We start from the raw sequence: 21505 nt of genomic DNA, 5'->3' as shown, positions 1-21505 counted from the left end.
GGCTAGATCGCGGCCACCGTCAGCGCGCGCCGTAAAGCTCCTTCAGCACCCGCGACGGCCGTCCGCCGAACAGCGCCGACAGCTTCGCGAGGCTCGGATTGGCGAGGTCGCGGATCGCGGCGTCGTCGGCGAGAATCTGGCGGATCAGCGCGTACTTGCGCAGGCGCTCCGTCTCGTCGAGCTTGACGCCCGTCTCCGCCTCTTTCAGCGCGTCCACGAGTTGCCGGTATTCTTCCTGCAAGTGCACCAGGTCGTTCCACAGGGCGCGTCGGGCAGCCATCAGCATGCGGCAGGACAACGCTGCGATGGCCTCGTAGCGGGCAAAATATTCTGCGTTCGATGTCATCTCATGCTTTCCGCGGCCGGCTGGGCAGCCATCCGCGCTATCTCCGGGGCAATCCCGATCCATGCCTCTTCGAGCGTCGCCAGTAGACCGTCGACCTCGACCAGCATTGCCTCGCTCGCTTTTATATTGGCTTCCAGCAGCCGGCGCGACATATAGCTATATAGCGCGTTCAACCGCTGCGCAATCTCGCCGCCCACCTCAAGGTTGAGCGACTGCTGCAGCCCGCTTTCGACGATCTGAATCGCCTTGCCGATCGCCTCTCCACGACCGGCGACATTGCCCTGCTGCACGTGCATCCGTGCTTGCGCGATAGCCTGCCTGGCTCCCTGATACAGCATCACGATCAGACGATGCGGACTCGCGCCCATCACCCCTGTCTCGACGCCCACGCGTGCGTACGCATTGGCTCCAGAGTGTCCTGGGGAAAACATCGGCGCTCCTCCTCAATTGCAACTACGGTTGGTCGTGGCAGCCCATCGGGATGCGTCGCCGCGTCCCGGATTCATGCCTGTATCTGGTTATCGGATACGCAGCGAGAAAGCTTTAGGCCGGTGTAAGGAGGATTAAGGGGTCAGGCCGCGCGTGCTCGCGCATGCTCAGGCGAGCGGCGCGGCGCATGCAGCAGGTTGCGGCCGTGGCGGGCGGAACATTCTTGCCACCGCAGCCGCCAGCGTTCAGACCTGCATCTGCATGATGTCGTTGTAGGCGGACACCAGCTTGTTGCGCACCTGCAGGCCGAACTGGAAGCCGACGTTGGCCTTCTGCATGTCGACCATCACGTCGTTTAGCGACACGTTCGACGCGCCGAGCTCGAACGCCTGCGATTCGCCGATCGCCTTGGTCTGATCGCCGCTGATCTTGTCCAGCGAGGCCTTGAGCGCCGACGCAAAGCCGCCGGCCGTGGCCGCGCCGGACTCCCCTGCGGCCGAAGCGCCGGCCGCCGCGGTGCTGCCGCCGGTCGCCTGCGCAGCCATCGAATGCAACTGTTGCAGCGCCGACGAAATCGCGTTCACGGGCAAAGTCATGTTCTCTCCAGTAATGACGAGCGGCACGACCAAACCGTACCGATCTGGACGAAAGCATAGCAGCGGGCTTTACGGGAAAGCCCCGAAACTAGGGGGGAAACCCGGCTCTATTCAAGCAATCGGGCGCGTCTGCCGTGCGGATAATTTCAGTCGTGAAAGTCTCTGTCCATACTCCCGTCGGCTCTCGGCGCGACATAGCGGCAGAACGCAAAGGCATCCCGGAGAAACCCGACGCATGGATTCGTCAGCCAACTCTTTGATCAACCCCGACGCCCGCATGGGCCTCGCCGGCGCGCAGCCCGGCGCGGCGGCGGCGGGCGCCGGCCAGCCCGGCGGCAATGCAGACCTGGGCGGCCTCGGTGGCGGCCTCGGCGGCAATTTTGGTCAGCGCCTGTCCGGTCTCGCGCAGATGCGCGGCAACCCGCGCGCGCCGCTCATCTTCGCGGTCGCGCTGCTCGTCGCCGTGGTCGCGGGCCTGTTCCTCTGGTCGCGCGCGCCGGACTACAAGGTGCTCTACAGCAACCTGTCCGACCGCGACGGCGGCGCCATCATCACGGCGCTCCAGCAGGCGAACATTCCGTACAAGTTCTCCGAGGCCGGCGGCGCGATCCTCGTGCCGTCCGAGCAGGTGCATGAGATGCGCCTGCGCCTTGCATCGCAGGGATTGCCGAAGAGCGGCTCGGTCGGCTTTGAACTGATGGACAACCAGAAGTTCGGCATCAGCCAGTTCGCCGAGCAGATCAACTATCAGCGCGCGCTCGAAGGCGAGCTGGAACGCACGATCGAATCGGTTTCGTCGGTGAAGTCGGCGCGCGTCCATCTGGCGATTCCGAAGCCCTCCGTGTTCGTGCGCGACAAGGAAGCGCCGTCGGCGTCGGTGCTCGTCAATCTGTATCCGGGCCGCGCGCTCGACGAAGGCCAGGTGCTTGCGATCACGCATATGGTGTCGTCGGCGGTGCCGGAAATGCCGGTCAAGGGCGTGACCATTCTCGACCAGGACGGCAATCTGCTGACGCAGCCGTCGGTGGGCGGCGGGCTCGACGCGTCGCAACTGAAGTATCGCCAGCAGATCGAGCGCAGCACGCAGCAGCGCATCGACGCGATCCTCGCGCCGCTGTTCGGCTCCGGCAATGCGCATTCGCAGGTGAGCGCCGACATCGACTTCTCGCGCAGCGAACAGACGTCGGAAAACTACGGCCCGAACGGCAATCCGCAACAGGCCGCGATTCGCAGCCAGCAATCGAGCACCGCAACCGAAATGTCGCAAGGCGGCGCCTCGGGCGTGCCGGGCGCGCTGTCGAACCAGCCGCCGCAGCCGGCATCCGCGCCGATCAATGCGCCCGCCGGCGCAAGCGGCGGCGTGACGACGACCCCGGTCAGCGACCGCAAGGACATGACGACCAACTACGAGCTCGACAAAACCGTGCGTCATCTGGAGCAGCCGATGGGCGGCATCAAGCGTCTGTCGGTGGCGGTGGTGGTCAACTATCTGCGCGTGGTCGACGCCAAGGGTCACGCGACGATGCAGCCGGTCACCGCCGACAAGCTCGCGCAAGTGAACCAGCTCGTGAAGGACGCGATGGGCTTCGACGCGCAGCGCGGCGACTCGGTCAACGTGGTCAACAGCCCGTTCACCACCGCGCTCGACCCGAACGCCGACCTGCCGTGGTGGCGCACGCCGGACATGCTGGCGCTCTACAAGCAGATCGCGACGTATCTCGGCATCGGCGCAGTGGCCCTGTTCCTGTACTTCGTGATGGTGAAGCCGGCGCTGCGCCGCGCGTTCCCGCCGCCGGAGCCGGTCGTCGCCGCAGCTCTGCCGTCGCCCGACGAGCCGATTCTGCTCGACGGCATTCCGGCCGCCGAGCGGGCCGGCAACGCCGCGCTCGAAATGGACAACGGCGACGCAGAGCTGCAGGCGCTGGAAAACGCGAAACACAAATATGAGCGGAACCTGGAGTTCGCGCGCAGCATCGCGCGCCAGGATCCGAAGATCGTTGCAACTGTCGTCAAGAATTGGGTGACCGATGAGCGCTGAAGGCGTAATGAAGAGCGCGCTTCTGCTGATGTCGATCGGCGAAGAAGAAGCCGCGCAGGTATTCAAGTTTCTCGGACCGCGCGAAGTCCAGAAGATCGGCGTCGCGATGGCCGCCATGAAGGCCGTGACCCGCGAGGAGATCGACGTCGTGCTGCACGAGTTCGTGCGCGAGGCGGAGAAGCACACCGGCATGTCGCTCGATTCGAACGAGTACATCCGTTCGGTGCTGACGAAGGCGCTCGGCGACGACAAGGCCGGCGCGATCATCGACCGCATTCTGCAAGGCAGCGATACCAGCGGTATCGAGGGCCTGAAGTGGATGGATTCGCCGGCGGTCGCGGAGCTGATCAAGAACGAGCATCCGCAGATCATCGCGACAATCCTCGTTCACCTGGACCGCGATCAGGCGTCGGAAATCGTCGCGTGCTTCACGGAGCGTCTGCGTAACGACGTGCTGTTGCGAATCGCGACGCTCGACGGCATTCAGCCGGCCGCGCTGCGCGAACTCGACGACGTGCTCACGCACCTGCTGTCGGGCAGCGACAACCTCAAGCGCAGCCCGATGGGCGGCATTCGCACGGCGGCGGAAATCCTCAACTTCATGTCGAGCAATCACGAGGAAGGCGTCATCGAGAACGTCCGCCAGTACGACGCGGAACTCGCGCAGAAGATCGTCGATCAGATGTTCGTGTTCGAGAACCTGCTCGACCTGGAAGACCGCGCGATCCAGTTGCTGCTGAAGGAAGTCGAGTCCGAAGCGCTGATCATCTCGCTGAAGGGCGCGGCGCCCGCGCTGCGTCAGAAGTTCCTGTCGAACATGTCGCAGCGCGCAGCCGAACTGCTCGCCGAAGACCTCGACGCGCGCGGCCCGGTCCGCGTCTCCGAAGTCGAGACGCAACAGCGCCGCATCCTGCAAATCGTGCGCAATCTGGCGGAAAGCGGTCAGATTGTGATTGGCGGCAAGGCGGAAGATGCATATGTCTAATCGCAACTCCGCGGCGAAGGCGAGCCTCTCGGCCTACCAGCGCTGGGAGATGGCCTCGTTCGATCCGGTGCCGCCCGCGCCGCCGAATTCCGAGGCCGACGAAGCCGCGTTCGAAGCCGAACTCGAGCGCCTGCGCGAAGCCGCGCACGCGCAGGGCATCGCGTCCGGCCACGTCGCCGGTCAGGCGCTCGGCTACCAGGCGGGTTACGAGCAAGGCCACGCGCAGGGCTTCGAGCAAGGCCGAAGCGAAGCGCGCGAGGAAGCCGCGCGGCTTGCGGCGCTTGCCGAAACGTTCAAGGCCGCGCTCGACGGCGCACAAGGCGCGATCTCGGAGACGCTCGTCTCGCTCGCGCTCGACATCGCGCAACAGGTGGTGCGCCAGCATGTGCAGCACGACCCGACCGCGCTGATCGCCGCCGCGCGCGAAGTGCTCGCCGCCGAACCGGCGTTGACGGGCGCGCCCGCGCTGATCGTGAGTCCCGCCGATCTGCCCGTGGTCGAAGCGTATCTGATGGAAGAACTGCAAACGCGCGGCTGGACCGTGCGCACCGACCCGGCCGTGGAGCGCGGCGGCTGCCGCGCGCAGGCCGCGAGCGGCGAGGTCGATGCCGGCATCGATACACGCTGGGAACGCGTCGCCGCGGCGCTCGGCAAAGTGAGTACATGGTGAAGCCGACGCTCGAGGAAATCCGCGCAAGCGACCTGACGCCGCTCGAACGTGAGCTGGCGCTGGCGTCGTTCGGCGCGGAGGCGCTTGCCGAAACGTCGTTTGCGGACGCGGCTCCTGACGCCGCGGTGTTCGCTCAAGCGACTGAAGACGTGGCTGCTGCCAATCACGCCCATCCGCTGACGGGCGCCGCCGCGAGCCGCGAGTCGGCACCGGACGCAGCAGGTCTCGCGCGCGCCGCCTCGAAAGCAACGGCTGCCGCGCCCTACGATCCCGCGCTCGACAGCAATCCGCACATGCAAGCGTGGCGCGGCCGGCTCGACGCGCTGCGCGCGCGCAACGCGATCGCCAAGCCGATGCGCGCATGCGGGCGCCTCACGCGCGCCGCGGGTCTCGTGCTTGAAGCAGTCGGCCTACGCCTCTCGGTGGGCGCGGAAGTGATGATCGAACTGCCACTCGGCAGTTCGCTGCCGATGGCCGAAGCCGAAGTGGTCGGCTTCTCCGGCGACAAACTCTTTCTGATGCCGACCACCGAAGTGATCGGCCTGTTGCCCGGCGCGCGTGTCTATCCGCTGGAGAGCGCGCCGATTGCCGACCCGATGGCGGGCGCGAAGCGTCTGCCGGTCGGCTGGGAATTGCTCGGCCGCGTGCTCGATGCGTCGGGCCGTCCGCTCGACGGACTCGGCCCGCTCGGCGCGCATGCCGATGCGCCGCTGTCCGCGCCGGTCATCAATCCGTTGAATCGTGAGCCGATTCACAAGGTGCTCGACGTCGGCGTGCGCGCGATCAATGCGCTGCTGACCGTCGGACGCGGGCAGCGCATGGGCCTCTTCGCGGGTTCGGGCGTCGGTAAATCGGTGCTGCTCGGCACGATGGCGCGCTATACCAGCGCCGAAGTGATCGTGATCGGCCTGATCGGCGAACGCGGCCGCGAAGTGAAGGAATTCATCGAACAGATTCTCGGCGAGGAAGGTCTCGCGCGCTCCGTCGTGATCGCCGCGCCCGCCGACGTTTCGCCGCTCCTGCGGATGCAGGCCGCCGCGTATTCGACGTCGCTCGCCGAGTATTTCCGCGATCAGGGCAAGCACGTGCTGCTGCTGATGGATTCGCTGACCCGTTACGCGATGGCGCAGCGCGAGATCGCGCTCGCCGTGGGCGAGCCGCCCGCCACCAAGGGCTATCCGCCTTCGGTGTTCGCGAAGCTGCCGGCGCTCGTCGAACGAACCGGCAACGGGCCGGCGGGCGGCGGCTCGATCACCGCGTTCTATACCGTGCTGACCGAAGGCGACGACCAGCAGGACCCGATCGCCGATTCCGCGCGCGCGATTCTCGACGGCCATATCGTGCTGTCGCGCTCGCTCGCGGAAGCCGGCCACTATCCGGCGATCGACATCGAAGCGTCGATTAGCCGGGCAATGACCGCGCTGATCGACGATAACCATCTGGACAAAACGCGTATGTTCAAGCAGATGCTGTCGCGCTATCAGCGCAACCGCGATCTGATCAACGTCGGCGCTTATTCGAGCGGGCGCGACGCGCTGCTCGACCGCGCGATCGCGCTGTATCCGCGGATGGAAGCCTTCCTGCAACAGGGCTTTCGCGAGTGCGCGAACTTTGAACCGAGTATCGAGATGCTGGACGCGCTGTTTGCCCAAGGAGCCTGACGATGGCGAAACACTTTCCGATCAAGACGCTGATTGGCCTCGCGCAGGACGATGTCGACGCCGCCGCTCAACGTCTTGGCCGCGCGCAGCGCGAGCGCAACGACGTCGAGGCGCAGCTGAACGCCCTCGTGCAGTACCGCGACGAATACCACGCGCGTTTCACCGCGACCGCGCAAGCGGGCATGCCCGCCGGCAACATGCGCAATTTCCAGGCGTTCATCGACACACTCGACGCGGCCATCGAGCAGCAGCGTAACCTGCTCGTGACCGCGAACGCGCGAGTCGAGGCAGCCAAGCCCGACTGGCAGCGTCAGAAGCAGAAGCTCGGCTCGTACGAAGTGCTGCAGGCGCGCGGCGAAGCCGCCGAGGCGAAGGTCGTGGCGCGGCGCGATCAGCGCGACGCCGACGAACACGCGGCACGAATCCTGAGGATGCGCGCGGAAGGCGCCTGACGCCCGCGCCGCCTCGACACACTGACTCGACACCGTACCCTTTGACGGATTGACAGGACACTTATGTCGTTTCTTTCACAGATCGGCTCGCTGCTCGGCTCGACCGGCAGCAGCTCCACCAGTAAGTCCAGCAATGCGGCGGCGCTTGCCGCTGCTAGCGCGAAGCCGTTTTCGCAAACGCTGCAGCAGAACATTGATTTGCAGAACAGTGCGGCTTCAAGTGCGGCCGCACATAGCGCTGCAAGCGTGAAGGCCGCCGTGCCGCAGCCCTCTTCCGCGGACATCTCGCAGGGCTCGAGCGTGCACGACGCGCCGCCGCCGGACGATTCCACGACGAAGAGCGCCGACGACGCGAAGAGCGACAGCAAGGACAGCAGCGCGACCGACGCGGCATCGTCCGCGGCGCCGGCGGACAAGCCGCAGCAGGCATCGACGGACAAGAACGGCGACACGCCGCCGAAGCCGGCCAATGCCGCGAGCGCAAACGACGCCGGCGCCGCAGCCGCTGCCGCTGCCGCTCAGGCGCAGGCGCAAGCCCAGGCCGACGCGAGCGCCGCCGATCCGGCCGGCGTCAATCTGGCGGCATCGACGAACGCGGACCCGACCGCAACCGGCGCGGCCACCGACACCGCACCTGCCGGCACGCCCGGCAAGAAGACGCCGACCGATCCGAAATCGCTGCAGGACTCGTTGCAGGCCGCGCTCGCGGCGCTGGCGAACGGCCAGGCTGTGGCTCCGTCGCAGGCTCTCGCGAGCGGCGCGGCAGCCGCCGCGGCGGCGAACGGTCTGGCGAGCGCGAACGCTTCGCTGAACGACGCGACGAGCAAGACGCTGGAGGCCGGGTCGTCCGGCGGCGGCAAGGGCTCGGCCGGGGCGCGCGGCGCATTGGGGACGGCGGCGAACGGTACGACCGTTGCCGATCCGACGGCGGCGGCATCGGCCGCTGTGGCGGGCGCGTTGACATCGACGGGAGCGGCGGGCGCGCAGACAGACGACCTGGCATCGTTCAAGAATGCCGCCGACGCGGCGACGGCCGCGCTGGCCGCGAGCCAGGCGGCCGCGAGCGCCGCAAACACCACGGCGGCCGTGCAAACGACGGGCACCGCGAGCGCGGCGGCCGCGGCGAATGCACTGGGACCGCAGGTCGGCACGACCGACTGGGAGGAGGCGTTGAGCCAGAAGGTGGTGTTCCTGTCGAATGCGCATTCGCAGAGCGCCGAGCTGACGTTGAATCCGAAGGATCTTGGGCCGTTGCAGGTTGTATTGCAGGTCGCCGATAACCATGCGCATGCGTTGTTTGTTTCGCAGCATCAGCAGGTGCGGGAGGCCGTGGAGGCCGCTTTGCCGAAGCTGCGCGAGGCTATGGAGGCGAATGGGATTGGGCTCGGCAGCGCGAGTGTCAGTGATGGGTTTGGGCGGCAGGGTGGGCAGCAGCAGCAAAGTGCCAGTTCTGGCGGGGGGCGCTCCGCGCGGGGTTTTGGGGGTGAGGCTGGGGCCGCCGGGGCCGGGGTGGTTGTGGCTGCTGGTGATGCCGGTGGGCGGCGTAGTGTTGGGCTTGTGGATACGTTTGCCTGAGCTTTTGCTTTGCCGGGGGCGCTGTTTTTTACCCCTTTGGCCTTTCCTTGATTTCGCGGTGGTCTATTGGCGTTGCCCCTGTGCGGGGCAGCACTCACTTTCTTTGCCGCCGCAAAGCACCGGTGGCTTATAAGTGGGCCCCACTGGCTCGCTTTGGCCTTTCCTTGATTTCATGGTGGTCTATTGGCGTTGCCCCTGTGCGGGGCGGCACTCACTTTCTTTGCCGCCGCAAAGAAAGTAAGCAAAGAAAGCGGGCTCACACCGCCAGCTTGTAGATGGGTTCCCCGGTTCGGAGACGGCAGTGGCGCGTTTGACATCCGTGCTCTCGCACATTCGGCGCTCGTGACAAGGCAGTCATTCTTCCGGCGACGCTTCGCGCGCCGCAGCGGTCGTTCCCAAAACCATCGCGCATTCGGCCGTGTCGCGGGCCGCGAGTCGTCGCGAGGACTCTGCGGTTCCCCGCGACGCGAACCGTCGCGGCGCTTCGCGCTCTTCTGGCTCCGCCGCCGCGTTCTTCAAAAGCGCGAGCGGAACGCACGCATTTAGCTTCCCGCCAAGCAAAGTGATCGCCCCGCCGGCGCCTCGCCGAGGCGAAGCCGATGGCCCTCACCGCGCAAAAACGCAAGCGGGCGGTATAAGCGAACCCTTCCGGCGAGCACGCAGTGCGAGGCGGGAAGCATGACTGCCTTGTCACGAGCGCCGAATGCGCGAGGGCACGGATGTCAAACGCACCACCGCCCTCTCCCAACCAAGGGACCCACCTATAAGCTGGCGGTGTGAGCCCGCTTTCTTTGCTTACTTTCTTTGCGGCGGCAAAGAAAGTGAGTGCCGCCCCGCACAGGGGCAACGCGAAATAGACCACCGCGAAATCAAGGAAAGGCCAAAGAAAGCCAGTGGGACCCACTTATAAGCCACCGGTGTGAGCCCGCTTTCTTTGCTTACTTTCTTTGCGGCGGCAAAGAAAGTGAGTGCCGCCCCGCACAGGGGCAACACCAATAGACCACCATGAAATCACGGAAAGGCCAACGGGGTTAACCCCCCCCCCCCCCAACCCCCATCCAGACCAACAAAAAACCAAAGCCGGCCCGCAGGGCCCAAAAACCAGAGATAGCCCGCATTAACCCTTCTGTTCGACCCATCGCGCCGCAGGCAAATCAACAACAATCACTATCACCAGCACTAACGGCAAGCACAGCAAACCTCATGGCTACCACTCCCGCAAATCAGCAAGTCGCGCCCGCTTCCCCGGGCCCCATGAAACGCATCATCCTGATCGCCCTCATCGCTGTCGTCGCCGCGGGCGCGACCGGCGCAGGCGTGTGGTTCTTCATGTCGAAGCGCGCTCCGGCCGCCGCCACGGCTGCCGCGCCGGCGCCCGCTCCGGCACCCACGTTTTTCCCGCTCGAATCGATGACGGTCAACCTCCAGTCGGACGACGGCCAGCAGCACTTCCTGCGCATCGGCCTCACGCTCAAGCTCACCGATCCGAAGACGACGCCGGAGCTCACCGAACACATGCCGGAAATCCGCAGCCGCATTCTGCTCGCGCTGTCGAACCATCATCCCGATGAACTGGCGCCGCTCGAAGGCAAGCACGCGCTCGCCACCGAACTGCGCACGCTGATCGAGCAGCCGACCGACAAGGGCGCGGCGCCGATCCACGTCCAGGACGTGCTGTTCACCGAATTCGTCGTGCAGTGACGCGCTTGCGCACTGCCATCATCCAACGTCACGGTATGCACGAGGAATAAGGAATGGGCCACGAAGAATTCATGTCCCAGGAGGAGGTCGATGCCCTCCTCAAAGGCGTAACCGGCGAGTCCGACTCTGAAGCCGAGCAAAGCGAGCGTGTAGGCGTACGTCCCTACAACATCGCGACGCAGGAACGGATCGTCCGCGGCCGGATGCCCGGCCTCGAAATCATTAACGACCGCTTCGCGCGACTCTTGCGCGTCGGCATCTTCAACTTCATGCGGCGTTCGGCGGAAATCTCCGTCGGTCCGGTGAAGGTGCAGAAGTACAGCGAGTTCACCCGCAACCTGCCGATCCCGACCAACCTGAACCTGGTCCACATCAAGCCGTTGCGCGGCACGTCGCTGTTCGTGTTCGACCCGAACCTGGTGTTCTTCGTGGTCGACAATCTGTTCGGCGGCGACGGGCGTTTCCACACTCGAGTGGAAGGCCGCGATTTCACGCAGACCGAGCAGCGCATCATCATGAAGCTGCTGAACCTGACGTTCGAACACTACGCGGCGTCGTGGAAAAGCGTGCGTCCGCTGCAGTTCGAATACATGCGCTCGGAAATGCACACGCAGTTCGCGAACGTCGCGACGCCGAACGAAATCGTCATCGTCACGCAGTTCTCGATCGAGTTCGGCACGACGGGCGGCACGCTGCACATCTGCATGCCGTACTCGATGATCGAACCGATCCGCGACATCCTGTCGTCGCCGATCCAGGGCGAGGCGCTCGAAGTCGACCGCCGCTGGGTCCGCGTGCTGTCGCAGCAGGTGCAGGCGGCGGAAGTCGAACTGACCGCCGACCTCGCGCAGGTGCCGATCACGTTCGAACAGATCCTGAACATGCGCAAAGGCGATGTTCTGCCGATCAACATCCCCGAGCACATCACGGCGAAAGTCGACGGCGTGCCGGTGATGGAATGCGGCTACGGAATTTTCAATGGTCAATACGCGTTGCGCGTGCAGAAGATGATCAGCGCAGCCGACACGATGAAGGAAGGTGGATATGAGTGATCTGAACGCAAAGCCCGAGGAAGCGCTGAGCGCCGCCGCGGCGCAGGTTGCCGCCGACGCGGCGAGCGCCGAGGACGAAGCGGCGCTCGCCGACTGGGCAAGCGCGCTCGCCGAGCAGAACGACAACACTAGCGAAATCAGCGCGACCACGGCCGGCGTGTTCCAGCCGCTGTCGAAAGTGGCGCCGACCACGACGCGCAACGACATCGACATGATTCTGGATATTCCCGTCCAGATGACCGTCGAACTCGGCCGCACCAAGCTCGCGATCCGCAACCTGCTGCAACTCGCGCAAGGTTCGGTCGTGGAACTGGACGGCATGGCCGGCGAGCCGATGGACGTGCTCGTCAACGGCTGCCTGATCGCGCAAGGTGAAGTCGTGGTGGTGAACGACAAGTTCGGTATTCGCCTGACCGACATCATCACGCCGTCAGAACGTATCCGGAAGTTGAATCGATGAAACCGGCAGTCGTTTGCGCCGTGTTGCCTGCGTCGCGTCGCGTATCCAGCCTGGCAATGCGCGCGCTGCTGTCGGCAACGGCCTGCTTCGGCGCGCTCTGCGCTCCGCTCGCCGCGCACGCGGCCGACATGAACGCGGTCAACAACGCAGCGAAGATGGCGTCGACGGTCGGCGTGGGCACTGCGGTTCCGGCGCTCGGCGTCGGCGCGGTATTGCAAACGATCGTCGGCCTCGTGGTCGTGATCGGTCTGGTGTTCGGCTGCGCGTGGCTCGCACGCCGCTTCGGCTTGCAGCCGGGCAGCCGCAGCGGTCTCGTGAAAACGGTCGGCGGCGCATCGCTCGGCGGCAAGGAGCGCGTCGCGGTCGTCGAGATCGGCGATACGTGGCTCGTACTCGGCGCGGCGCCGGGCAACGTGCGTCTGCTTCATACGATGCCGGCCGGCTCGGTCGCGATCGATACGGTCGGCAACGCGCAAGCGGGCACGCCGGGCGGAACAGGCAGCACCGGCAGCACGGGCGCGAGCGGCACCACATTGTCTGGCAGCTTCGGCCAGCGCTTTCGCGACGCCTTGAAAGGCGAAGTGAGCAAACGTTTCAACGGGCAAGGCAACGGGGTTCGGTAATGCAGTTCAGTCTTCAATCGGCGCAGTGCGCGTCATCCTCGAGCAACTCATACACGTCGATGACCTCCCGCGCCGCCCGCGCAGCAGTTCGCGGCTTGCGCCGCGCGACACCCGTCGCGTTGCCCGTGGTGTTGCCCGCGATAATGCTCGCGCTGCCCACGCTTTCGTTCGCGCAAACCGCCGGCTTGCCGGCCTTCAACACGAGCCCTGGTCCGAACGGCGGCACCACGTATTCGCTGAGCGTGCAGACGATGCTGCTGCTCACGATGCTGTCGTTCCTGCCCGCGATGGTGCTGATGATGACAAGCTTCACGCGAATCATCATCGTGCTCTCGCTGCTGCGCCAGGCGCTCGGCACGACGACCACGCCGCCTAACCAGGTGCTCGTCGGCCTCGCGCTCTTTCTCACGCTGTTCGTGATGTCGCCGGTGCTCGACAAGGCTTATACCGACGGCTACAAGCCCTTCTCCGAAGGCACCGTGCCGATGGAAACGGCCGTGAGCCGCGGCCTCGCGCCGTTCAAGACGTTCATGCTGCGTCAGACGCGCGAAAGCGATCTCGCACTGTTCGCACGCATCTCGCACGCCGCGCCGATGCAAGGTCCGGAAGATGTGCCGCTGTCGCTGCTGGTGCCGTCGTTCGTCACGAGCGAACTGAAGACCGGCTTCCAGATCGGCTTCACGATCTTCATTCCGTTTCTCATCATCGACATGGTGGTGGCGAGCGTGCTGATGTCGATGGGCATGATGATGGTGTCGCCCGCGACGATTTCGCTGCCGTTCAAGCTGATGCTGTTCGTGCTTGTCGACGGCTGGCAATTGCTGCTCGGCTCGCTCGCGCAAAGTTTTGTTTGAGCGTGACGCCGCGCCGCGCGCTCACGTTGTTGTTGTTGTTCACGTCCCTTACGTTGTCGATGCTTCCGGTTGAATCGCCATGAATTCTGAATCCGTCATGACACTCGCGCACCAGGCCATGTATGTCGGCCTGCTGCTCGCCGCGCCGCTTCTGCTCGTCGCGCTGGTGGTCGGTCTCGTGGTGAGCCTGTTCCAGGCCGCCACGCAGATCAATGAATCGACGCTGTCGTTCATTCCGAAGCTGCTCGCGATCGCGGTCACGATGGTGATCGCCGGTCCGTGGATGCTCACCACGATGCTCGACTATCTGCGCCAGACTCTTACCAACATTCCGACGCTCGTCAACTGAGCGCCGCGTTGTCCTTCCTGCATCGAGCTACGACGCCGCCATGTTTTCCGTCACCTACGCGCAACTGAACGCCTGGCTCACCGCGTTTCTGTGGCCGTTCGTGCGCATTCTCGCGCTGGTCGCGACCGCGCCGGTGCTGGGCAACCGCTCGCTGCCGCTGCGCGTGAAGATCGGCCTGGCGGCTTTCGTCACGATCATCGTCGCGCCGACGCTCGGCGCGTTGCCGCAAGTCACGGTGTTTTCCGCCGAGGGCGTGTGGATCATCGTCAACCAGTTCCTGATCGGCATCGCGCTCGGCATGACGATGCAGATCGTGTTTCAGGCGATCAGCGCAACGGGCGATTTCGTCGGCCTCGGCATGGGGCTCGGCTTCGCCACCTTCTTCGATGCGCAAGCGAGCAGTTCGAGCCAGGTGCTGTCGACCTACATGTACACGATCGCGATGCTGGTGTTTCTCGTGATCGACGGTCATCTGCAGATGATCAGCGCGCTGCTGGCTACTTTCAATACGCTGCCCGTGTCGGCGAATATTCTCGGCTCGCCTGGCTGGCGCACGCTCGCCAACTTCGGCAGCACGATTTTCTCGGCGGGACTTCTGCTGTCGTTGCCGGTGGTCGCCGCACTGCTCATCACCAACCTCGCGCTCGGCATTCTGAACCGCGCGGCGCCGCAAATCGGCGTATTCCAGATCGGCTTTCCGCTCACCATGCTGATCGGTATGCTGCTTCTGCAACTGATGACCCCGAACATGATTCCGTTCTTTGCGCGCCTCTTCACGGTGGGCATCGACCAGATGGGACGCGTCGCGCTCGGTTTCCGATAAGCCGGGCTTTTCGCGGCAACGCAGCGTAAAAGCAGCACGTCAAAACAACGCGCCAAAAACAGAAAGGGCGGAACCGGCTCACACCGGTTCCGCCCTTCTTCATTTGAGCGGCTCGCCGCTCGCGCGATCAGTTCAGGTACTGGAACAACGACAAGTTCTGAATCTTCACGAACGCCTGCTGTGCCGCTTGCAACGCGTTCTGCGCCAGCGTGTATTTGCCGACGGTCTTGATCATGTCCGTCTGCGTCAGATCCGACAGGTTGCTCGCCGTTTGCAGCGTATTGTTTTGCGTCACCTTCTGCAGCGCCTGCACTTCCTGCGAGCGTCCGCCCACGGTCGCCGTCGCGGTCACGACGTTGTTGATCGTGTTCTCGAGCTGCGTCATGCTGGTGACGAGCGCGCTCTGGTAGCTCGCCGTCGACGCGCCGCCCGAGATCGGCGATTGCAGCGTGCTGATCAACTGGCTCAGGTTCGCGAACACGTCCATGCTGCCTTGCGTGGCCGGCGTGACGGAGAAGCTGTCGCCCGCATTCGGCGCGCCGCTGATCGTCACCGACTGGCCGCCGAGCGTGATCGCCGAGCCTGCGGTGAAGGCTTGCGGGCCGCTCGTCGTGACCGCGCCGGTCGCCGGATCGGTCTGGCTGACGGTGTAAGTCGTCGACGACGAGAAGTTGATCGAGTACGTGTTGTTGTTCGTCGGATCGGTCGGGTTATTGAGGCTCACCGTGCCGATGACGCCCGTGCCCGTGTTAGCCGCGGCCCCCGCCGGAACCGAGCTCGTGCCGATGGGCGCGACGCTGCTGAAGATCGAAATGCCGTTGTCCGAGGTCTGCACGAGGTGCGAGTCGGTGATCTGCACGGCCGGGATGCCGGTGTCGCCCGAATAGGTGACCACGCCGGCCGAATTCGTGTTGTACGGCTGCGCGCTGCTTTGATAACCGGCGAACAGGTAGTTGCCCTGCGGATCGGTTGCGTTGGCGAGCGTCATCAACTGGCTGCGCAAGCTTTGCAGTTCCGTTGCGATGGAGCCGCGGTCGCCGTTGTTCAGCGCACCGTCGCCGGCGTTCAGCACGAGCGTGTGGACTTTTTGCAGCACGTCGGTCACGCTGCCGAGCGTCGTGGACTCGAGTTGCAGCGACGCGAGGGCCGTGTTCTGGTTGCTCGTGTACTGCGCGAGAGTCGTCGCCGTCGAGCTCAATTGCACGGCCTGCGCCGCGCCGAGCGGATTGTCCGACGGCGTGGAAAGGCTCACGCCGCTCGAGATCTGCGCGTAAAGCTGCGACAACTGAGCTTGCTGATCGCTCATCGTCGCGACGTTCATAGTGAAGTACTGCGTGCTGGAGATGCGCATGTTCAACGCCTCACTGGAAGATGCCGAGCAGCGTCTGGAACAGGGTCTGCGCGGTCTGAATGACTTTGCTGTTCGCCTGATAGAGCTGCTGATACTGAAGCAGATTGGCTGCTTCTTCGTTGATGTTGACGCCCGACACCGACTGCTGCGCGGTGGTGATCTGCGTCACGAGCGAAGCCTGCGCCGTGCTCGAAGTCTGGATCTGGTTCGTCTGGTTGCCGATGTCGTTGACGTAGTTTGCATACGCGCCCGTCAGCGTGACCGTGCCGCCGTTCATCGATTTCGCCGTGGACAGGTTCGACAGCGCAAGCGCGTTGCGGCCGTCGTTGTTCGCGCCGCTGTTCGGGCCGATGGTGAACTTGTCGCCGGCAGAAGGCACGCCGCTGATCGTCACCGACACCTTGTCCATCTGGCCGGCCGTCGTGTTGTTGATCGTGAGACTCGCGCCGGTCGCCGACGAATACGGCACGACGGTCGTCGCGCTCGTGATCGGATAGGTTGTTGCCGGTGAACCGGCCACCGTCACCGTCGAGCCGACCGGGAAGCCGGTGAGGCCCGTGCCGTTGTAGGTGAGCGTGGTGGTCGAACTCGGCATCGTGTAGCCGGCCGTGACCGTGCCTTGCGAGATCGCGCCGGTGCCGGTGTTGGTCGACGCGGCCGAGCCGAGTACCGGCGATGCTGCTGCGATTGCGGAGCCGTCCGTGGTCACGGTCGCGAAGCTGTTCAACGCGCCGCGGGTCGGTTCGACCGTGAACGAGTCGCCGGGATTCATGGTGCCGGTGGTCGAAAAGTTCAGGCCGTTGATCGGCTGGCTCAGGTTGGCCGCGGAACCGACCACGGTGCCCGTCGAATTGTCGGTCAGCGTGTAGCCGGTGCCGTTGTAGGCGAGCGTGTAGTCGCCGGTGGTCGGCTGCGCGGGGTTCGCGAACGACACGTTGAGCGACGCATTGCCGGTGTTCTGCGTGTTCGCGTAGACGGTCGGGCCGCCGACGGAGAACAGCGCGCCGCCTTGCACGCCCGCAAGCGTGATGCCGAGCGCGTTCTGCGCGTTGACCTGCGACGCGAAGCTGACGGCGATCGCGCCGAGTTGCGCTTCCGCCGGATCGAGCGTCTGGCTGCGGAACGCGAGGAGACCGCCGAGCGTGCCGCCGTCAATCTTGCTGTCCGGCAGAATTTGCGGCGCCGCGGCCGGATTCGCGCCCGCCTGGCCGAGGTACTGCACGGACAGTTCGCTCGAATCGCCCGTCGAAGGCGCTGTACCCAGGTTGAAGCTGTTGCCGCCCGACACGAGCGGCTGGCCGTTGCTCATGAACACGCCGTAGCTGCCGTTGCTGTTGACGACCTGCACGCCGATCAGTTGCGACAGATTCGACACGGCGAGGTCGCGCTGATCCAGCAACTGGTTCGGCGGCTGGCCTTGCGTGCTGGCAGCGGAAATCTGGCCGTTCAACTGCGCGATCTGCTGCGTGTAGCTATTGATCTGCGAAACCGTGTTGCTCAACTGCGTGTTGACGCTTTCGCGCAGCGCATCGTATTGCTGGCCGGCGGCGTTGATCTGGTTCGCGAGCGTCTGCGCGCCGCTCATCGCCGTCTGGCGCGTGGCGAGGCTCGAAGCATTGTTCGAGACGTTCTGCATGCCCGTGAAATAACCCGTGATCGCACTGGCAAGGCCGGCAGTCGGGCTGCCGACGAGGTTGTTCAGTTGCGAGATCAACGAGTTGTAGGTGGCCAGCGAGCTGCTCGACGACTGCGCGTTGTTGAGCTGCGTCGTCAGATACTGGCTGTATTGACGCGTGACGGTGACGGTCGAGACGCCCTGCGGCAGGAAGCCCGAACCCGTGTACTGGCCGCCCGTTTCCGCGAAGACCGGCGTTTCAATGGTGTAGCCCGGCGTCGACGCATTGCTGATGTTCTGGCCGGTCGTCGTGAGTCCCCACTGGGCTGCGTTCAGTCCACTGAGGCCGAGATTGATGAGATTGGACATGCGTCATCCTGAAGGGCGACACCGTACACATGCCGCCGCGTTACTTGAACAGACTGTTTAACGGCTTTTGCGACGGAAAATTGAGGCCATTCACGACGCTTGTGAGACTTTGGTTCAACGTTGATGCAACGTTTGCGAGGCCGATGCGGCGCGGGCCTGCATACACCCCGCGCGCTTCGCTTCTGCTTCGCCTCTGCTCCCGCCCGTCCGTTAGCGAACGAGCGAGCGGCGCTTCATTTCGAGTTGCGTGATGAGACGCTGCAGCGTGTTTTCCGCGCTGCCCGGCAGCGTCAGAAAACGGAAGCCGAGCTGGTAACGCTGCGTGCCGTTAGGCAGCGCGAGCGACCGATGCGACACGAGCTGCAGATCGAGCGACAGACGCCCCAATGAGCCGAGCACCAGTTCGCAGTCGTCCAGACGCGTGCCCATGGGCAATTCCGCCACACGTTCGTCGGCGGTGCGCATGCCGACGCCGCCGAGCGACAGGTCGTGCACTTCGAAGCGGAACGAATCGCCTTCCGGCAGACGGCCGGTGCATACATACGGATCGAGAATCGGTGCGTCGACGCGGAAATACTCGCGGCGTTGCACATAGAACAGCACTTCCGGAAAGTCGGCTTCGAATGCCGGCAATCCTTCGAAGCGCGTTTCGCGCGGCGTGCCTGTGCCGAACTCCATGCGCACGCCCTCGGGCGCCGCGTGAAACTGGCAGCTCGCGGCGGCGAGCAGGCCGCGGTTCTGATCCGACAACGCGCCCCAGTCGAACGTGAAGGTGCGCCCGCGCACATCGACGTCGAGCAGGCGTGTGACCAGTTGGCCGCCCGCGTATTGCACGGTGAGGAAGTCGCCCCGATTGACGAGATTGCGCAATTGAACGCCGATTTCCAGCGGATTACGACGGCCGAAATCGTGGGCGCTGTCGTCTAACGGAACGTGCGGCTGCATCTGCGTGTCGGTTTGGCCGTTCGACTGATTGGTTTCCATGGGCTTGCCGGTATGCATGTTCTTGCGGGCACGTGCCAGAGCTCCTGCCGGGGCTTTCGGGCGGTCTTTTTTCTGCGGACCGCGGCACGCGCATTCAACCGGACATTGACGCTTCCGGTATGGGCTCTAACGGATTAGCGGCAGTATCCCGCTAAAATTTAGGGGCGCCCAATGAATTATTTAGAGTCGCTTCGCGCAAACGTTAAAGCTCGGGTAACTCGCCGATAACGCGTCGGTAAATCGTCGGCCGTTTTTTAACCACGTTTATTGGCCGCGCCGGTTTTCACACCCGGTTTCGCGGGTAGACCGGCTGCCCTCCGGCAGCCGGCCTCTTCCGTCTTGTCACGCGCGTGGCCCCGTCGCATGCTCTCTTCAACCCATCTTGTCCATAATCGACATCAGTTTTTTCGCGTAATGCGGATCGGTTGCATAACCGGCGCGCTGCATGCCGTTGGCAAAACCCTTTACGTCATGCGCGGAATTGATGACCTGCGCGTAACGCGGATTACCCTTGAGCAGGCTCGCGTAATCGGTCATGGCTTCCTGATACGAGTCATACGCGCGGAATTTCTCGACCACGCGCTGCGGCTTGCCGTGCACATACTCGGTGGTGAGCGTGGAAACCGTCTTGCCGGTCCAGTCCTTCGTCGCCTTGATGCCGAACACGTTGTGGCTCGTCGTGCCGTCCGCCTTCTTGATCTCGCTCTTGCCCCAGCCGGATTCGAGCGCGGCCTGGCCGATGATGAAGCGCGCCGGAATGCCGGTCGCGGCGCTCGCGGCCTGCGCCGGACCCGCGAGCTTGTCGACGAAAGCGTCGACCTTCGGCGAGCTGCCGTCGCCCTTTAACGGCGGCGTGAGCGCGCTGTTGGCCGAGTAGCCCTTGCCCATCGCGAGCTGACCGTTCGCCTGCGCATTGCCGTATGCCTTGGCGAGCGCGTTGAGCGCCGCGGTCTGGCCTTCGTCGCCGCCGCTGCCGCCGCCGAGCGCATTGGCCATGCCGGCAAGGCCGCCTGCGCCATTGGCTCCATTGGCGCCGCTTACCTGCATGCCCTGGTTGCGCATCAACTGCTTGAGCATCGCGTCGGCCACGCCGATTCCCTTCTGCGACAGATGCTGCGACAACTGCTGGTCCATCATCGACGTGAAGGTGGCCGTGTCATGCGAGTCGAACGGGCCGTCCTGCGGCGTCGCATCGCGCATGCTCTTGAGCATCATCTGCGTGAAGACCGCGTCGAACTGCTGCGCGGCCACTTTCATGCCGGCTTGCGGCGATGCCTTCGCCTGCGCGCTCAGCTTCGCGAAACCCTGCACGTCGAGCGCGAAGCGCTGGCTGAGATCGTTCGCCGCCGCGGCGGAATTGGTCGTATCCGAATTCATCTGCTGTCTTCCTTAGATGATTTCCAGGTCGGCGCGCAGAGCGCCCGCCGCTTTCATCGCCTGCAGGATCGACATGAGATCCGCGGGCGTCGCACCCAATGCGTTGAGCCCCTTCACGACTTCGGCGAGGTTCGCGCCGGCCGTCACCATCTTGAGTGCGCCGTTGTCCTGCTTCATCTGAATCTGCGACTGCTTTGCGACGACCGTCTGGCCGTTCGAGAACGCGCCGGGCTGGCTCACCACCGGCTGCGTGTTGATCACGACCGACAGATTGCCGTGCGCGACCGCGCAGCTCTGCAGCGTGACCATCTGGTTCATCACGATGGAGCCGGTGCGCGCGTTGAGAATCACCTTCGCGGCTGCTTGCGCCGGTTTCACATCCAGGTTCTGCAACTGCGCCATGAAGGCGACCTGCTGCTCGGGATCGCTCGGCGCGCGCAGTTGGATCGTGCGGCCGTCGAGCGCCGTCGCCGTGCCGCCGCCGAATGCGTTGTTCACCGCGGCCACCACGCGCTGCGTCGTGTCGTAGTCCATTTCGTTCAGGTCGAGCTGCATCGTGCCCGCTTGCGACACCGAGGTCGGCACCGCGCGTTCGACGATCGCGCCGCCCGCAATGCGGCCCGCCGCCAGCGTATTGACCTGCACCTTGCTGCCGTTCGCGCTTGCGCCCGCGCCGCCGACCGCGAGATTGCCCTGGCCGAGCGCGTACACCTGGCCGTCGGCGCCCTTGAGCGGCGTGAGCAAAAGCGTGCCGCCGCGCAGGCTCTTCGCATTGCCGAGCGACGACACCGTGATGTCGATCTGTTCGCCCGGACGCGCGAACGGCGGCAGCACCGCCGTCACCATCACCGCGGCGACGTTCTTCAACTGGATGTTCGACAGCGACGATTGCTGGTTGCTCGAACCGGCCGCCTGGTTGTTGATCGAGATGCCGAGGTTCGCCAGCATGTTGGCGAGCGTCTGCGTGGTGAACGGCGTTTGCGTGGTCTGGTCGCCCGTGCCGTCGAGACCGACGACGAGGCCGTAGCCGATCAGCGGATTGTCGCGCACGCCCTGGATCTGCACGAGGTCTTTCAGACGCTCCGCATGAGCGGGCGTCGCCGCCGGCAGCGCCGCACACGCGAGCGCGACGAAGGCGAGCGTCCGGCCGATCCTGCCGGCAAGCGCTGAGAAGCGGAATGAAACAGTACCCATG

Annotated in this window: 21 protein-coding genes; 13 read left to right on the top strand and 8 right to left on the bottom strand. The window is 64.7% G+C overall.

Features of this window, described 5'->3' with window-relative positions; genetic code table 11:
- Positions 1–19 precede the first annotated feature (19 nt).
- From C8K18_RS23585 to fliE, 3 genes are all read right to left on the bottom strand, one after another.
- Positions 20–346, bottom strand: coding sequence for a flagellar protein FliT (locus tag C8K18_RS23585; protein WP_006053248.1), 327 nt, complete (start codon positions 344–346; stop codon positions 20–22).
- Positions 343–777, bottom strand: a complete 435-nt coding sequence (gene fliS, locus C8K18_RS23580; protein WP_029970932.1) for a flagellar export chaperone FliS — start codon at positions 775–777, stop codon at positions 343–345. Before fliS ends, C8K18_RS23585 begins: the two co-directional genes overlap by 4 nt.
- Positions 778–1020: 243 nt before the next feature.
- Entirely contained in the window at positions 1021–1371 is a 351-nt protein-coding gene (gene fliE / locus C8K18_RS23575) for a flagellar hook-basal body complex protein FliE (protein WP_053858865.1), read from the bottom strand.
- Between the two features lie 235 nt (positions 1372–1606).
- On the opposite strand from fliE, the gene fliF reads away from it, so the two are divergent.
- From fliF to fliR, 13 genes are all read left to right on the top strand, one after another.
- Positions 1607–3409 carry a flagellar basal-body MS-ring/collar protein FliF gene (gene fliF / locus C8K18_RS23570; RefSeq protein WP_107709957.1) on the top strand — a complete coding sequence of 601 codons (1803 nt, stop codon included), beginning with the start codon at positions 1607–1609 and terminating at the stop codon, positions 3407–3409.
- Positions 3399–4394 carry a flagellar motor switch protein FliG gene (fliG, locus tag C8K18_RS23565; RefSeq protein WP_006053244.1) on the top strand — a complete coding sequence of 332 codons (996 nt, stop codon included), beginning with the start codon at positions 3399–3401 and terminating at the stop codon, positions 4392–4394. Before fliF ends, fliG begins: the two co-directional genes overlap by 11 nt.
- Positions 4381–5064 carry a flagellar assembly protein FliH gene (fliH, locus tag C8K18_RS23560; protein ID WP_181324941.1) on the top strand — a complete coding sequence of 228 codons (684 nt, stop codon included), beginning with the start codon at positions 4381–4383 and terminating at the stop codon, positions 5062–5064. The genes fliG and fliH overlap by 14 nt, the downstream gene beginning before the upstream one ends.
- The gene (gene fliI / locus C8K18_RS23555; protein WP_006053242.1) at positions 5058–6725 is read left to right on the top strand and encodes a flagellar protein export ATPase FliI; all 1668 of its coding nucleotides are present in this window, start codon (positions 5058–5060) and stop codon (positions 6723–6725) included. The genes fliH and fliI overlap by 7 nt, the downstream gene beginning before the upstream one ends.
- A 2-nt stretch (positions 6726–6727) precedes the next feature.
- A complete protein-coding gene (gene fliJ / locus C8K18_RS23550) occupies positions 6728–7177 on the top strand; it encodes a flagellar export protein FliJ (protein WP_006053241.1) in 450 nt (149 codons plus the stop codon).
- Positions 7178–7240: 63 nt separating this feature from the next.
- Positions 7241–8752 (top strand): flagellar hook-length control protein FliK, encoded by a 1512-nt coding sequence (locus C8K18_RS23545; RefSeq protein ID WP_006053240.1) that lies wholly within the window; start codon positions 7241–7243, stop codon positions 8750–8752.
- Positions 8753–9955: 1203 nt separating this feature from the next.
- On the top strand, positions 9956–10453 hold the full coding sequence (gene fliL, locus C8K18_RS23535; RefSeq protein WP_006050938.1) for a flagellar basal body-associated protein FliL: 498 nt from the start codon (positions 9956–9958) through the stop codon (positions 10451–10453).
- Positions 10454–10506: 53 nt separating this feature from the next.
- Entirely contained in the window at positions 10507–11505 is a 999-nt protein-coding gene (gene fliM, locus C8K18_RS23530; protein WP_006050937.1) for a flagellar motor switch protein FliM, read from the top strand.
- Positions 11498–11965, top strand: a complete 468-nt coding sequence (gene fliN, locus C8K18_RS23525) for a flagellar motor switch protein FliN (RefSeq protein ID WP_006050936.1) — start codon at positions 11498–11500, stop codon at positions 11963–11965. The genes fliM and fliN overlap by 8 nt, the downstream gene beginning before the upstream one ends.
- Positions 11962–12588 (top strand): flagellar biosynthetic protein FliO, encoded by a 627-nt coding sequence (fliO, locus tag C8K18_RS23520; RefSeq protein ID WP_181324942.1) that lies wholly within the window; start codon positions 11962–11964, stop codon positions 12586–12588. The genes fliN and fliO overlap by 4 nt, the downstream gene beginning before the upstream one ends.
- A 59-nt stretch (positions 12589–12647) precedes the next feature.
- On the top strand, positions 12648–13442 hold the full coding sequence (gene fliP / locus C8K18_RS23515) for a flagellar type III secretion system pore protein FliP (RefSeq protein WP_374709670.1): 795 nt from the start codon (positions 12648–12650) through the stop codon (positions 13440–13442).
- Between the two features lie 79 nt (positions 13443–13521).
- The gene (gene fliQ, locus C8K18_RS23510; RefSeq protein WP_013340831.1) at positions 13522–13791 is read left to right on the top strand and encodes a flagellar biosynthesis protein FliQ; all 270 of its coding nucleotides are present in this window, start codon (positions 13522–13524) and stop codon (positions 13789–13791) included.
- Positions 13792–13831: 40 nt separating this feature from the next.
- Complete coding sequence (gene fliR / locus C8K18_RS23505; RefSeq protein WP_006050932.1) at positions 13832–14614, top strand: flagellar biosynthetic protein FliR; 783 nt, start codon at positions 13832–13834, stop codon at positions 14612–14614.
- A 127-nt stretch (positions 14615–14741) separates the two neighbouring features.
- Here fliR and flgL read toward each other — a convergent pair whose 3' ends face one another.
- From flgL to C8K18_RS23480, 5 genes are all read right to left on the bottom strand, one after another.
- The gene (gene flgL / locus C8K18_RS23500; protein WP_029970939.1) at positions 14742–15965 is read right to left on the bottom strand and encodes a flagellar hook-associated protein FlgL; all 1224 of its coding nucleotides are present in this window, start codon (positions 15963–15965) and stop codon (positions 14742–14744) included.
- Between the two features lie 10 nt (positions 15966–15975).
- Positions 15976–17949 carry a flagellar hook-associated protein FlgK gene (gene flgK / locus C8K18_RS23495; RefSeq protein WP_006050930.1) on the bottom strand — a complete coding sequence of 658 codons (1974 nt, stop codon included), beginning with the start codon at positions 17947–17949 and terminating at the stop codon, positions 15976–15978.
- A gap of 210 nt (positions 17950–18159) precedes the next feature.
- Positions 18160–18933, bottom strand: coding sequence for a flagellar brake protein (locus C8K18_RS23490; RefSeq protein WP_029970940.1), 774 nt, complete (start codon positions 18931–18933; stop codon positions 18160–18162).
- A gap of 372 nt (positions 18934–19305) precedes the next feature.
- On the bottom strand, positions 19306–20310 hold the full coding sequence (gene flgJ, locus C8K18_RS23485; RefSeq protein WP_107709963.1) for a flagellar assembly peptidoglycan hydrolase FlgJ: 1005 nt from the start codon (positions 20308–20310) through the stop codon (positions 19306–19308).
- A 12-nt stretch (positions 20311–20322) separates the two neighbouring features.
- On the bottom strand, positions 20323–21504 hold the full coding sequence (locus C8K18_RS23480; RefSeq protein ID WP_029970942.1) for a flagellar basal body P-ring protein FlgI: 1182 nt from the start codon (positions 21502–21504) through the stop codon (positions 20323–20325).
- Between the last annotated feature and the right edge of the window lies 1 nt (position 21505).

The organism is Paraburkholderia sp. GV068, from assembly GCF_003058125.1.
In the GTDB taxonomy this organism is placed as follows: Bacteria; Pseudomonadota; Gammaproteobacteria; order Burkholderiales; family Burkholderiaceae; genus Paraburkholderia; species Paraburkholderia graminis.
Note: the sequence above shows the minus strand (reverse complement) of the source record. Positions and strands in the feature narration are given on the sequence as shown.

What these genes read in the sequence shown, in the direction of transcription:
- C8K18_RS23585 (WP_006053248.1), bottom strand. Translation starts at nt 346, where the DNA reads ATGACATCGAACGCAGAATATTTTGCCCGCTACGAGGCCATCGCAGCG.
- fliS (WP_029970932.1), bottom strand. Translation starts at nt 777, where the DNA reads ATGTTTTCCCCAGGACACTCTGGAGCCAATGCGTACGCACGCGTGGGC.
- fliE (WP_053858865.1), bottom strand. Translation starts at nt 1,371, where the DNA reads ATGACTTTGCCCGTGAACGCGATTTCGTCGGCGCTGCAACAGTTGCAT.
- fliF (WP_107709957.1), top strand. Translation starts at nt 1,607, where the DNA reads ATGGATTCGTCAGCCAACTCTTTGATCAACCCCGACGCCCGCATGGGC.
- fliG (WP_006053244.1), top strand. Translation starts at nt 3,399, where the DNA reads ATGAGCGCTGAAGGCGTAATGAAGAGCGCGCTTCTGCTGATGTCGATC.
- fliH (WP_181324941.1), top strand. Translation starts at nt 4,381, where the DNA reads ATGCATATGTCTAATCGCAACTCCGCGGCGAAGGCGAGCCTCTCGGCC.
- fliI (WP_006053242.1), top strand. Translation starts at nt 5,058, where the DNA reads ATGGTGAAGCCGACGCTCGAGGAAATCCGCGCAAGCGACCTGACGCCG.
- fliJ (WP_006053241.1), top strand. Translation starts at nt 6,728, where the DNA reads ATGGCGAAACACTTTCCGATCAAGACGCTGATTGGCCTCGCGCAGGAC.
- C8K18_RS23545 (WP_006053240.1), top strand. Translation starts at nt 7,241, where the DNA reads ATGTCGTTTCTTTCACAGATCGGCTCGCTGCTCGGCTCGACCGGCAGC.
- fliL (WP_006050938.1), top strand. Translation starts at nt 9,956, where the DNA reads ATGGCTACCACTCCCGCAAATCAGCAAGTCGCGCCCGCTTCCCCGGGC.
- fliM (WP_006050937.1), top strand. Translation starts at nt 10,507, where the DNA reads ATGGGCCACGAAGAATTCATGTCCCAGGAGGAGGTCGATGCCCTCCTC.
- fliN (WP_006050936.1), top strand. Translation starts at nt 11,498, where the DNA reads ATGAGTGATCTGAACGCAAAGCCCGAGGAAGCGCTGAGCGCCGCCGCG.
- fliO (WP_181324942.1), top strand. Translation starts at nt 11,962, where the DNA reads ATGAAACCGGCAGTCGTTTGCGCCGTGTTGCCTGCGTCGCGTCGCGTA.
- fliP (WP_374709670.1), top strand. Translation starts at nt 12,648, where the DNA reads ATGACCTCCCGCGCCGCCCGCGCAGCAGTTCGCGGCTTGCGCCGCGCG.
- fliQ (WP_013340831.1), top strand. Translation starts at nt 13,522, where the DNA reads ATGAATTCTGAATCCGTCATGACACTCGCGCACCAGGCCATGTATGTC.
- fliR (WP_006050932.1), top strand. Translation starts at nt 13,832, where the DNA reads ATGTTTTCCGTCACCTACGCGCAACTGAACGCCTGGCTCACCGCGTTT.
- flgL (WP_029970939.1), bottom strand. Translation starts at nt 15,965, where the DNA reads ATGCGCATCTCCAGCACGCAGTACTTCACTATGAACGTCGCGACGATG.
- flgK (WP_006050930.1), bottom strand. Translation starts at nt 17,949, where the DNA reads ATGTCCAATCTCATCAATCTCGGCCTCAGTGGACTGAACGCAGCCCAG.
- C8K18_RS23490 (WP_029970940.1), bottom strand. Translation starts at nt 18,933, where the DNA reads ATGGAAACCAATCAGTCGAACGGCCAAACCGACACGCAGATGCAGCCG.
- flgJ (WP_107709963.1), bottom strand. Translation starts at nt 20,310, where the DNA reads ATGAATTCGGATACGACCAATTCCGCCGCGGCGGCGAACGATCTCAGC.
- C8K18_RS23480 (WP_029970942.1), bottom strand. Translation starts at nt 21,504, where the DNA reads ATGGGTACTGTTTCATTCCGCTTCTCAGCGCTTGCCGGCAGGATCGGC.